Annotated in this window: 10 protein-coding genes; 1 reads left to right on the top strand and 9 read right to left on the bottom strand. The window is 36.1% G+C overall.

Annotated features, from left to right (window positions below):
- Positions 1 to 10 precede the first annotated feature (10 nt).
- The 5 genes from LKD20_RS05220 to LKD20_RS05200 all read right to left on the bottom strand — a co-directional run bounded on the left by LKD20_RS05220 (position 11) and on the right by LKD20_RS05200 (position 6,333).
- The gene (locus LKD20_RS05220) at positions 11 to 829 is read right to left on the bottom strand and encodes a sulfurtransferase (RefSeq protein WP_227721092.1); all 819 of its coding nucleotides are present in this window, start codon (positions 827 to 829) and stop codon (positions 11 to 13) included.
- A 211-nt stretch (positions 830 to 1,040) separates the two neighbouring features.
- On the bottom strand, positions 1,041 to 1,586 hold the full coding sequence (locus LKD20_RS05215) for a hypothetical protein (RefSeq protein ID WP_227721091.1): 546 nt from the start codon (positions 1,584 to 1,586) through the stop codon (positions 1,041 to 1,043).
- 41 nt (positions 1,587 to 1,627) lie between these two features.
- Entirely contained in the window at positions 1,628 to 3,436 is a 1,809-nt protein-coding gene (locus LKD20_RS05210) for a DUF262 domain-containing protein (protein ID WP_227721090.1), read from the bottom strand.
- A 134-nt stretch (positions 3,437 to 3,570) separates the two neighbouring features.
- Complete coding sequence (gene dcm, locus LKD20_RS05205) at positions 3,571 to 4,866, bottom strand: DNA (cytosine-5-)-methyltransferase (RefSeq protein ID WP_227721089.1); 1,296 nt, start codon at positions 4,864 to 4,866, stop codon at positions 3,571 to 3,573.
- Positions 4,867 to 4,950: 84 nt separating this feature from the next.
- On the bottom strand, positions 4,951 to 6,333 hold the full coding sequence (locus LKD20_RS05200; protein WP_227721088.1) for a Sau3AI family type II restriction endonuclease: 1,383 nt from the start codon (positions 6,331 to 6,333) through the stop codon (positions 4,951 to 4,953).
- Between the two features lie 277 nt (positions 6,334 to 6,610).
- On the opposite strand from LKD20_RS05200, the gene LKD20_RS05195 reads away from it, so the two are divergent.
- Complete coding sequence (locus LKD20_RS05195; protein WP_129823431.1) at positions 6,611 to 7,546, top strand: YiiG family protein; 936 nt, start codon at positions 6,611 to 6,613, stop codon at positions 7,544 to 7,546.
- A 156-nt stretch (positions 7,547 to 7,702) separates the two neighbouring features.
- On the opposite strand, the gene LKD20_RS05190 is transcribed toward LKD20_RS05195, so the two are convergent.
- From LKD20_RS05190 to LKD20_RS05175, 4 genes are all read right to left on the bottom strand, one after another.
- Positions 7,703 to 9,256: an ABC transporter substrate-binding protein gene (locus tag LKD20_RS05190; RefSeq protein WP_227721087.1), complete on the bottom strand. Its 1,554-nt coding sequence runs from the start codon at positions 9,254 to 9,256 to the stop codon at positions 7,703 to 7,705.
- A gap of 244 nt (positions 9,257 to 9,500) precedes the next feature.
- Positions 9,501 to 10,313 (bottom strand): ABC transporter ATP-binding protein, encoded by an 813-nt coding sequence (locus LKD20_RS05185; RefSeq protein ID WP_156719994.1) that lies wholly within the window; start codon positions 10,311 to 10,313, stop codon positions 9,501 to 9,503.
- Positions 10,306 to 11,103: an ABC transporter ATP-binding protein gene (locus LKD20_RS05180; RefSeq protein WP_227721086.1), complete on the bottom strand. Its 798-nt coding sequence runs from the start codon at positions 11,101 to 11,103 to the stop codon at positions 10,306 to 10,308. Before LKD20_RS05180 ends, LKD20_RS05185 begins: the two co-directional genes overlap by 8 nt.
- Before the next feature lie 12 nt (positions 11,104 to 11,115).
- Entirely contained in the window at positions 11,116 to 12,684 is a 1,569-nt protein-coding gene (locus LKD20_RS05175; protein ID WP_227721085.1) for an ABC transporter substrate-binding protein, read from the bottom strand.
- Positions 12,685 to 12,760: the final 76 nt, after the last annotated feature.

The following is a 12,760-nucleotide window of genomic DNA, read 5'->3' as shown; positions in this document are numbered from 1 at the left end:
CCCTCCTGTATTATCGTAATGTTTCTACACCAGTCTTAAGTGGGAAACCGTCATAGGTTACCCAATCACTAGAGCTACCAACATATAAAGCCGATTCAAGCCCTACTTCGCTCATAGTTAACAGCGCATTACAAGCGGTTACCCCTGAGCCACAGTAAGTCACAACAGGTCTATTTTGGTAGATTTCATTATAGTACTCGGCTTCTAAATCTTTTACAGATTTAGGGCCATCTACGGTATAACCACTTTCATAAAAATGATTAACAGCACCAGGAATATGTCCTGTCATACCATCCATCGTATCCACTTGAGATCCATCATATCGGAATGGTGCACGAGCATCGATGATAACATGATCGCCGCTTTCACTAGCCTTGAGAACCTCATCACGACTCATAACCATGTGAGTTTGCAATTCATAGTTAAAAACGGAAGGTTCTGTAGGTAATGGAGTCGGCTCTTTAGTTAAAAGATGACCTTCCTTGACCCAACGTTCAATGCCACCGGACAATACGCGTACATCAGATACCCCCATATAGCGCAAAGTCCACCACAGGCGGCCCGCCAAAAAGAGCCAAGAATCATACACAACGACCTTGGAATTGCGAGTAATACCATAAGACTCGAACGTATGAGCCAACTGCTCCATATCTGGTAATGGATGACGACCGCCATGCTCACCTACAGGACCTGTTAAATCCTTATTTAAATCTACAGGAAAAGCCCCCTTAATATGGCCTTGTTTATAATCTTGATAACCACGAGCATCTAAAATGATGACCTCATCGAGACAAGCTAATAATTCTTTAGGAGTGATAAAATTTGACATGTTGTACTCCTTTCATATAATTATATCGAAAAATACAAATCTGATAATATTATTATATAACGTTTATAGTTCTATGGACAGTCTATATTATATAATTCTAATGCTACGTTTTAATAAATTACTGTTCTTGCATCAGCTAGATATACAAAAATAGTGAAACCTATAAAATAGGTTCCACTATTTCAAATTAGTAATGAAAACTAAAATTATACTAAAATCTTAGCTGATAAGCCTTATAAAAAGCTTCAGCTGCAAGATCATAACCTATAGTTAAAAACTTAATTTGTTTTGATTCATAGCCATAAAAACTACTGCTTAAATCTTCTATTAGAATTCCATCTAAATTATATACTTTCTTTATTCTATGTCCACCTTCAATTCCAGAGTTTTGATATTTTAGCCTAACAACTTCAGTCTTAAAGGCGTCAAAAGTTTTAATACTACCAAACTTATTATTTTTAAACAGCATTTCATATGAGTAATTATAATCATAATTGGAAATCTCTTCAGTTTCTAAAATATAGCCTTGATTATAGTTAACATAGTATGTCGTGTACTTCAAAGAGTAATAAGGAGGATTATACCTTATACTTTGAATAGAATCTACATTTAAATAAGCATCACCATCATTTTTTGAACCAACATTTACGAATTGAGAGACTGTTTGTAATTCAGAAAGTGAAATAGCAAAACTGTAATTAGAAAAAAATATTAATGGACATACTAGAAGAATCATTTTAACAATAATTTTGTACATTTCAATCAGTCCCCAATAAAACCTTATTTACTATTTTAGTCTTAAACTTTCCATATTTCTTTAGCAATTTTTGCAAGTTCCTTAGCTCTTTTTTGTACTTCTAAATGATTAAAGTTATTTGGGTATTCTTGTAACAAAATTTTGACTAGTTCAAAAGTCTTAATAGGTGTACCTTGAGTCTGTCCATTTTTACCATTATTATAAACATTTACCTTTTCTTGATAAAAATTGTTACTTGCCGAAGTATTATCATCTGCATAGAGTAAGAGCTTATTCCCAATATTTTCTACAACACTTTCAGTAAAACTATCTAGAATCTCTCTTGGCGGTATATCCATAGGTGCGTACCAAGCAGCAATATCAGTCAATTTTTGAGGGATAATATGTTCAACAGTCAAATCTCGACTTAAAGACTCACGGCGCCCTGCCTGTTTCCTTAAATGATTCTCGATATGTCGCAAATAAACTTCAGAGACTTTATTATCACTTGGTGAGAACCCCTCAAAAGCTGTGACAAACAGATTGTCTGGAGCATTATTTCTAATATACTCTTTCAATTTATCTATAGTGAAAGTTAAGCCTTCAGATCTATTTTTCATAGAATCGATACATTGAGAAAATAAATGGTCCAACTTATTCATACTTTTATCACAAACCTGCATCCTTACAATTAAGGTTAATAGAGTTTTAATAAATTCTAGATAAATTGGTGATTCAATAATAGCTGCGCCATACGTTCTAACTGTAGCAAATAAAAGAACATAAACTTGTTCAACCTTTAATGATTTAAAGTCTTTTAATACATCATTAACTATAGCATTAGATGTTTTCATCGTTCGCAAATTTGAGTATAAATCTGCTAAAGTAAGAATATCATTATAAAAATACAGGAAATTATTTGTAGCAGAAGCTTGATATGCTTTTCTAAATTCATCTGGCAATTTATTCTTTGAAACACGCTTACCTGATGTATAGAAAAATGAACTTACAAAAAAGGCAGATAAAAAATCTTCACCAACTGCACTTACTAAAGCGTCCCATTTTTGAGCACCTTCCCCAACCGGAGCCCAGGAAATAAAAATATTTTTGATTCTATCTGCAGCAGTTAAATCCAAACCTTTACCATTTAATGAATCAAATACTTGAAACGCATCTGCAGCAGCACTACAGTTTATCTCCACAAACGTCAAACGATTAGTAATTATATCAAATAATTTGGCATAAAAGCTTTCATTATTCTGAAAGGCATTACATTGAACTAACTCATCACGTTTTTTTATTATTTCATCTTTATAAGTTTTAAAGGCAGTAATTAACCTTTTTGCCCCACGGTATATTTTATTTCCATCAGAATATCTATTATCAATTAAATGGTTATAACAACATCCAGTATTAGCATTTAAAACCAATTTTGGTGCACATAATGTAGGGCTACTAACCGAAGTATTTCGTCCAAACAAAAAATTATGCAATTGATGTTGACAATAAAAATTCTTTGCTTGGTCTGCTACAGTAGGATCAGACTCTATTAAATCTTTTAAAACATTTAATAGTATAGAAAATGACGTTAGACGCTGTTGCCCATCAACAACATGTTTTATTTGAGTAATAGGTATATTAAAATCTTTAAAGTTCACACTCGAATTAATCGCGTTATTTTCATCATAGGGAACAGTTACTAAAGCACCAAAAAAATGATCAGAATTATTAGTCGGATTTTCTAAAATAGTAAAAATATCTTCTATCAATGTAGAGTTTTGTGCATTTGTCCATTCATAATCACGTTGATAATCAGGAACTGCATAATAATAGTGTTGATATAAAATATGATTGATGCTTAGAAACTGCATGATATAACTCCTTTAAGTAAACTACAATCACTAGATTTCATCTTCTTCTCATATAATTATATCAGATTTTTATGATTACTTCTTCGAAAATAAAAAAAGGCTCTAATGAGCCTTTTTTATAAGTATAAATGGATTTATATTGCATCAATCTTTTGAAGCTCATCACCTATACGTTTAACGATGCCCGTCACAAGTGCATTCCCCATGAAGAACATACGCATACGATCAGACACCTCTACTACTTCACCTTTTGCATTACGTTTATAACGAGTCCAGTCATCAGGGAAATCTTGTAAACGCTCAGCTTCAATTGGTGTAATAAGTCGATATTTACCATCAATTTTCAAAAGATGTGTAGATCGATTAACACTACCTTCAGATGTAAGCATTGTACGACCTGGTAAATCAAGAGAGTCATATTCACTCATACCGCCTTCAGAGAAAGTATAAGTATGTCCATTAGCTGCAGTCCGTGTAATTTTCTTAGGACCACGAAGATATTTAAACTTCTCTAATTTTTCACCATCAATATAATACTCTTCTGGCACCAATTCAGGTGGAACCACAATATCTTTCATAGGTATTGGTTCTTCATCACCTTTTGGTTCAGTTTCAATCGTATAATAGTATCCATTTGTCATGAGGCCAGAGTTCCACATTTTACCATCTGAAAAGTTTGCAGAAACTTCAGCAATATCTTCATCAAGCTTATTTGTATTAATACGTTTCTTAACTGCTTCACCTTTAACAGGGAATTGACGAGCAAAAAGCCCATCTTCAAAGATATAAGGTGTATAACAAGCTAAACGAGTATCTAAATCGGCATCAGTAGGTAATGTGGCTTCGTATTTAGTATGTAGTCGTTTTCCCCACTTTGTGTCATTTCTAAATACAAAGAAGAACACACGACGTCTTCGTTGTGCGCGACCATAATCAGCAGCATTGATAACACGCCATTCCACAGAATAACCTAATTGGTTAAAAGCGGCTAACATAATTGCAAAATCACGGCCACGTTGGTTAGACGGAGCTTTCAACAAGCGGTCAACATTTTCTAACACTAAATACTTAGGTTTAATGACCTCTGTAGCACGGATAATTTCCCAGAATAAAACCCCTTTTTTCCCTTCGATACCAAGTTCATTCTTCTTACTACGTGCAACCGAATAATCTTGGCAAGGAAAGCCCCCAACAATCATATCTACGCCATTAGCTTTCATTTCCTCAAACTTTTCATTAGGAATTAAAGCTACATCGGTTGGAATATGTTCCATATCAGGAAATCTATATAAACCTACTTCATAGGCATCTTGAGTCTTACGAGATGGCTCATATTGGTTAGAGTACAACGTTTGGAAAGCATCTTTAGAAGAATTCTCTAACCCTACTATAAACCCACCTACACCATCAAACATGGAGAATATTTTCATTACTTTACCCCTTAATCAAACACCTTCATAGATCACTATTATAGCAGAATTTCCATAAAAGATCAAGATCAAATTGATTTTCTACTATATATCTTTCACAATCTCTGCTATGTATTCTCTATTTAACCAATAGCATTGCTTTGTTATATGTTGTCCATCTGGTAGCTCTACTTGATCTTTGCCATCTCTGGCCTTAGGACGAATATGACAAACACCATTAAAGCTAGCACCTGGCAAGTTATTTGACACACCATTACGTACAGGGGTAAGTTGGACACCTTCTTCCAAAATAGCTTTTGTTGCTTTCCAAAAATCTTTGAGCTCATGCTCAATTACAACCTCTGGCATATTCCACAGCATAATTCCTTTTAAATAAGGTTCTCTATTTTTATTTTCCTTCTCAGTCTCATCATATTGAAATACTACAAATAGATATTTTGTATACTCAAATTTTTCATAAAGCTGAGAGTCTTCCCATGCATCGTTAACCCAACGATGAAAGTCTATTTGTTCAAAGGACATGTGTTCCTTAGGGATTCCAGTAGGCTCAAGCCGTATAGTTTTAAACTTAATATTTGCTTTACTAAACTCTCTAAGTGATTCTAACTTAGTCCCTTTTACACCCAAAACCGCACTAATAAGATTGGCATTAAAAGCCTTATTTTTAGTTACGGGAATATCTACGAGTTTTGCAATTTCAGATACTCGTTTACCAATATATGGAGCGAATCGTTCTTGTAATAATTGTAATGTAGTCTTACTTTTAAGTTCATCAACATTAAATAGTGATGGTATTAATTGTCTATCAATAACACGGCGAGCAAAGGCAGACATGTAAGAACTTTTAAGAGAAAATGCACGTTGTTTAGCTGGTATATTAGAAAATGGTTGTTTTCTTATAGACTTAGCATTAGCCCCTTTAGTACACGCAGCCAAATACATCGTATCGCCTTCCGAAATATTATGGGCCTCACCAGCTTTAATCTTATCTATAATAGTCTGCCAATCTTGCTTTATAATTTCTAAATCTACAGGATCAAAATTATGTAAAACAGACTTTATGATAGGAAAATCCTTTTTATCTAATTCGTCTTTATATAAGTAAAATATAACCAATAAATTCTTATTTTTTTGCCAAAATGATGATTCTTCAAAAGAGTCTTTGTAATCCTCTTCATAGTTAATAATATTTAAAACTAACCGTTCTTTTGCAGAGAAGTCATTCTTTTTATTTTCTTTTATAGCAGTAACTTTTAGCTCTAAACCTAAATCAACAAAGTCTGCTTCTGCTCTGCTATTAACGGCCATTTTAAATAAGCCTTCTTCTAAAACCTGACCTATACCGCCCTTGTTTCCCCTACTATCCAGGCGATTATTTATATCAAACTCACCAACCGTTTTACCCTCTGCAGATTCAGCTACATCTAATACTTCTTCAATAGAGTTATAAACCTTATCAGTGCCCATTAGAATCTCCTCCCGTCATATATACATAAATTATATCAAAGGTATTAAGAAATATACTAATTTAACTTTCACAGAGTATATTCATCTATAAATAGCGAATTACAAATATTAATACATGTTCACATAACATAATTTCATCTATTCCTTATGATTCTCCGCTCTATACGTCTTTTTTGGGACCTAAGTTTATGATATAATATAACTAATTACTCTTAGGGGCGTAGTCCGCCCAAATGGATCCAAAAAGAGTTAGTGTATTTTCAAGGAGCGTGCGCAGTTGAAAAAGGGGTACATCAAGTTAATAGCAGCCGTTATACTTGGCGTCGCTATTATCGGTGGTGGGATCTACGGGGTGTATACACTCTTGTCATCCAATACAACGACAATTTTATATCGATCAACCGTTGACGACAAGATCAACGCTATCCGACCTTATATCGTCGCATTAGACTCATATAACGCGTACAGTGTAGCCTATGCAAATCAATTACAACCAACTCTTGAAGAGTTACGTAATGGGTCCCATAACACGACGATTACATTACCTAAATACAAAGATCTTAAAACAGCATTAGAGGCTGCAAAGCAAGATAGCCCTACTCCATACGAAGATGTAAACCAATCAACTAATGATGTATTAGCAGTGCTAGATCAATTGATTCCTGTTGCGGATCAATTGCAAGCCTACTATGTAGAACGTCGTTTTGAAAAAGATAATTTCAAAGGTAGCGATGAGTTAGCGGCACAGTATGTACCTCTAGCTGAACAATTCTACGCTACATACAACGCTTTAGATTTAGCCTTAGATAATCGTAATAATGAGCTCTATACAGAACGCATGACTGAATATCAAGGTGAAAAACGTGAAAATGCAGTTAACTTCATCGAGTTAAATCTCATGACTGCCCAAACAATCGATCTTATCGATCCAGATGGAAATACAGATACCCAAAAGGTTGAAGCAAACTTACAACAAATCACGCAACGCATCAACAAATTACAACCTGGTACAACATCAGAAACACAAAATGCGGTTCGCGAGTATCAAGACTCCGTAAAAGAATTTGTCGCAGAGGCTCGCAACTATATCATCATCAATTCTTCCTACGGCGAAGCATATACACAACTTTTTATAAAATATAACAAAATGGTTGGTAAAGCAAATGTCGTAAATATGGCAGAACTTGATGCAACAGAGCAAAAGAAAAAATAACTAACTACACAAAGAGGACTAGTTCATTGAACTGCACCCCCAAAATTGGACACAATTTTTGGGGTGCAGATCACATGGCTAGTCCTCTTTTGATATGTCTACAACTACTTTAAATTATATAAACAAGTTTCATTACTATAGGTTTATATAATAAAATTATTTCCGTTTTAAGTCTTTCGTAATGATATAGTATTCAGATGGAGATATCTTAATACCATCGATATTGTTATTCCCTACAATATTAATCTTAGGATATCCAAGGAAGAGTGCTATCGAATCATCTAGCATCAATTGTTGTGCATTGATCAACGCATTACGACGCACTAATGGATCGTTGGCACTTTCACCAAGAGCTAACAATTCATCGAAACGTGGATTGGAGAATCCAGAACCATTTGCCTCAGCACCGGTCCCCCAGTATTGTTTCAAGAACCATACAGGTTGGCCCGTATTAGCAGTAACTACACTAGAGATGAGCATATCGTAATCCCCAGATTGCGCCAATGTATCAATCACAGCATAGTCTATGATTTTAATTTGTAAATCTACACCGATTTTTTTGTAGTCCGCTTGTAATGCCTCTGCATATAATGGCAATTCAGGACGAGATGTATAGGCATAGAAATCAAGCACTAGGTTTTCACCATCTTTATCTACAATCCCATCACCATTTGTATCAATATAACCTTCACGTTTAAGTAATTCTTTAGCGCGCTCTACATTATATTTATTAGGATCCCGCAATTGATTGAATCCATAATCAATGGACGGTGGCAATGGAGCCTTACCGGCAATAAAGGTATCCTTCATAAGGTTCTTTGCATAGGACTCACGATCCGCTCCGGCAATGAGGGCCGCTCGAAGATTAGCATTCTTAAGCTTGCCTTTTTGGCTCATCCGAACGAATACATCACGTAAGGATGATTCTTCATAAATAGTAAATTTCTTATCGTTTTGGAAGATACCATATTCGCCAGGTCCAATGCTAACGGCCATATCTACATCACCCGCTTGCAATGCCATAGCTCGTGTATTGGCATCGTTAATAGATGGAATTTCAACCTTAGCAAAGCCTGGCTTGCCATCCCAATAGTTATCATTCCTTGCGAGCTCAGCACGCTCTTTTGTAAATGATGTCACTACATAAGGACCAGTACCAATAGGACCTTCCTTCGCAATATCACGACCATTTGCCTCAGCAGTTACATCCATAACAAGGAATAATGGATCTCCCAACAAGTTTGGCAAATTATAATAAGGCTTATCGGTCTTAATTGTGAGCTCTTGACCATTAGCCGTCATTTCAGTGTAATTAAAGAATGATTTTGCCCGTTTACTCTTCGCAAAGGTTCGTTCCAAAGATGCCTTTACGGCCTCAGCAGTAAGAGCATTACCGTTAGAGAACTTAACCTTATCGTTGATGGTGAAAGTCCAAGTCAGCTTATCATCACTTTGTTTCCATGATGTTGCCAACCATGGTGTAGCATTCATATGGTCATCAAATTTTATGAGTGTTTCACCAACACCATATCGTACAACAGCCCAACTAAAATAGTTTTCTGTTGGTTCTAAGGTACCAGCAAAGCTAATGGCCCCTACTTTTAATATATCATTAGATGAATTGGATAATTGATTCATACAGCCTACAGTGCCAAGTACTGTCACACCAAGGGTCATACCAATCAGTAATGCCTTACGTAATCCTTTCATTCACATACCTATCCTTTCCCTATATATCTATATGTATACCACTTCATATGAGCATATTTTAATTATACCCATAGGGGTATAATACTTAGTCAACTATACTATATATCTAGTGTTAACACAATCATTTTTGAGATAATTTTCGATATATTTATGTAGAGGAAAAAATTATCCGCATAATAAATAATAGATAATATAAAAATAGCAGTTAACCAAATGGCTAACTGCTATTTTATATAATCAAAATTTACGCTTTCCCAGCTTCTTCTAAGGTAAGTGGCTTATGATCTTTGCCAATTTCAAAGATAGAGCTCAATAGAACCTTTGTATAAGGATGTTTTGCATCTGCTAAATGGAATGCATCTAGCTCTTCAACGATAGCACCTTTATACATAACCACTACCTTATGACACATAGTACGAATGAACGCAATATCATGAGCGATAAATAGATATGTTAAATTTTTCTTCTTTTGTAAACGCGCTAGTAAATAGGCGATGGAGTCTTGTACAGACACGTCTAGAGCACTTGTTGCCTCATCTAGAACAAGAATTTCTGGTTCAAGTACAATGGCACGAGCAATGGCCACACGTTGACGTTGGCCGCCAGACATTTCATGAGGATAACGATGCATGAACTCGCGAGGTAGGTCTACCATTTCAAGATAGTCACCTGCGATTTGTTCTTCTTTTCCTTTTTCTAGAAGCCCAAAATTGTATAACGGTTCAAGGATAATATCCTTTACCTTCATACGAGGATTGAAGGCCGCAGATGGATCTTGGAATACCATTTGAATTTTCTTGCGGTATTCTTTCGTTTGCTCAGAGTTCATATGTTGAATCTCTACACCATCTACATAAATCTCGCCTTCCGTAATAGGCAGCATCTTCATAATCATACGAACCAAAGTCGTTTTACCAGAGCCAGATTCCCCTACAATCCCAAGGGACTCGCCTTTTTCTAAGGTGATATTAATACTCTTACATGCTTCGAGCTCACCACCAGTAGGAAGTGGGAATCGTTTACATACATTTTTTAATTCTACAGCGTAGTTAGTCAATGTAACGACCTCCTTCCAATGTTGGTACAGCATCTTTTAATTGCTTCGTATATTCGTTAGATGGGTTTTCCAAAATATCTTGCGGTGTGCCAGCATCAACAACACGACCCTTTTTCATAACAATAATATAGTCGGACATATAGGCCGCTACACCAAGGTTATGCGTAACCATTACGATAGCAGAATTATGCTCTTTAGCAAGTTCTAGCATTTGCATAACAACTTGTGATTGTGTTGTTACATCTAAAGCAGATGTAGGTTCATCACCAATTAATAACGCAGGATCCATTGCTAATGCCATAGCAATACCCACACGTTGGCGTTGACCACCGGATAACTCATGAGGATAACGGCGCAATATATCTGCTCCATTAGGAAGAGACACAGATTCTAATAACTCAATTGCTCGTCGATCACATTCATCATTGGTAATTTCTATATGAGATTTGAATAATTCTCTAAACTGTTTACCTATGCGAACTATTGGGTCTAAAGCACTACCACTATCTTGGAAAATCATGGCCATGTCTTTACCACGGATAGCTCTCCACTCTGACTTAGATAGGGTGCGAAGGTCTTGACCATTAAAGAGCATTGTACCATCTGTGACCTCACCACCTATAGGCAATAAACCCATGAGGGCCCGGATCACGGTAGTTTTACCGGATCCAGATTCCCCTACAATGGTCAATACCTTACCGCGTTCCAAGGTAAAGTTTACATCCATAACAGCAGGCACACCTTGGTACGCGATGTTAAGGTTCTCTACAGTTAGTATGTTTTCTGCCATTATAGCTCCTTATTATTTTGTAATTTTATTAGTAATCCAGTAGTAGTCACTTGGGTACATAACAGCACCTTTCAAGTAAGAACCAGTAACGATATTAGTTTTAGGGTAACCTAAGAATAATGCAGCACCATCATTCATCAATAATTGTTGAATTTGAATTGCATAGTCACGACGTTTTGCAGGATCAAATTCAGTTTCAGCAGCATCTAATAATTGGTCAACTTGTGGATTGGAGTAACCAGAACCGTTTTGAGGGTTGGAACCATCCACATTAGTATGCCAGTAGTTAGCTAAGAACCAGATTGGATCGCCTGTATTAGCAGTTACGATGTTGGAGATAAGCATATCATAGTCGCCATCTTGACCCATTTTATCAATCAAGTTATAGTCAACTGTTTTGATTTTCATGTCGATACCCACTTTTTTAAGGTCTGCTTGAACAGCTTCTGCATAAAGTGGTAATTCTGCACGAGAGTTATATACTACGAAGTTGAATGTTAATGGTTTGCCATCTTTATCAAGGATGCCGTCCCCATCAGTATCTTTCCAGCCATCTTCTGCTAATAATTGTTTAGAACGTTCAGGATTATACGCATTAGGATCTTTCAAATCTTTGAAGCCATAGTCCATGGATGGTGGAATTGGTGCGGAACCAGGAATGAATGTGCCTTTTAGCAATACATCGGCATAGTTTTTGCGATCTGTTGCGGAAATTACAGCTGCACGAACTTTGTCATCACCAAGAACACCTTTTTGGTTGATACGAGCCAATACTACGCGAAGAGATGCGATTTCATCAACCTTGAACTTATCGTTATTTTGGAATAAGCCCATTTCACCAGCACCGATGTTAACCGCCATATCAACATCACCAGATTGCAAGCTCATAGCACGCGTATTAGGATCGTCGATGGAAGGAATTTCTACAGTTTTAAATGGTACTGTACCATCCCAATAGTTTTCGTTAGCAGCCATCTCAGCACGTTCTTTTGTGAAAGATTTAACTACGTATGGACCTGTACCAATAGGACCTTCCTTCGCAAAGTTACGGCCATCTTTTTCAGATTGTACATCAACGATTAGGAATAACGGATCCGCTAAAAGGCCAGGCATATTAGGATATTCTTTTGTTGTATGAATAACTAATTGTTGACCATTAGCTTCCATAGAGTCATATTCGAAGAATGTTTTTGCACGATTGGATTTTTCAAAAGCCCGTTCGATAGATGCTTTAACTGCTGCAGCATCAACTTTTTTACCATTAGAGAATTTCACCTTATCATTGATTGTGAAAGTCCACGTTTTATGGTCTGGGGATACTTCCCATTTAGATGCAATCCATGGTTGAGGTTTCATTTGTTCGTCAAACTTAGCCAATGTTTCGCCTACACCATAGCGCATGACAACCCATGCGAAGAAGTTTTCTGTAGGTTCTAATGTGGATGCGAAGTTAGTTACACCAACTTTTAAAACATCCTTATTAGCAGCACCATTATTATCAGAGCCGCAACCAGCAATGAAGGAACCCATCATTACAATGCTAAGACCTGCTAAGAGGGCTTTTTTCCAAGATTTTTTCATGTAAAATCTCCTTGTACCATTACATATAAACATAAAACATACACATCATGACCACTACAATCTACAATAGTCATAA

The organism is Veillonella fallax (assembly GCF_020687175.1).
Taxonomy (GTDB): Bacteria; Bacillota; Negativicutes; order Veillonellales; family Veillonellaceae; genus Veillonella; species Veillonella fallax.
This window is presented reverse-complemented; position numbering and strand designations above follow the sequence as displayed.

Coding starts and splice junctions, on each gene's coding strand:
- LKD20_RS05220 (WP_227721092.1), bottom strand. CDS start 829: ATGTCAAATTTTATCACTCCTAAAGAATTATTAGCTTGTCTCGATGAG.
- LKD20_RS05215 (WP_227721091.1), bottom strand. CDS start 1,586: ATGTACAAAATTATTGTTAAAATGATTCTTCTAGTATGTCCATTAATA.
- LKD20_RS05210 (WP_227721090.1), bottom strand. CDS start 3,436: ATGCAGTTTCTAAGCATCAATCATATTTTATATCAACACTATTATTAT.
- dcm (WP_227721089.1), bottom strand. CDS start 4,866: ATGAAAATATTCTCCATGTTTGATGGTGTAGGTGGGTTTATAGTAGGG.
- LKD20_RS05200 (WP_227721088.1), bottom strand. CDS start 6,333: ATGGGCACTGATAAGGTTTATAACTCTATTGAAGAAGTATTAGATGTA.
- LKD20_RS05190 (WP_227721087.1), bottom strand. CDS start 9,256: ATGAAAGGATTACGTAAGGCATTACTGATTGGTATGACCCTTGGTGTG.
- LKD20_RS05180 (WP_227721086.1), bottom strand. CDS start 11,103: ATGGCAGAAAACATACTAACTGTAGAGAACCTTAACATCGCGTACCAA.
- LKD20_RS05175 (WP_227721085.1), bottom strand. CDS start 12,684: ATGAAAAAATCTTGGAAAAAAGCCCTCTTAGCAGGTCTTAGCATTGTA.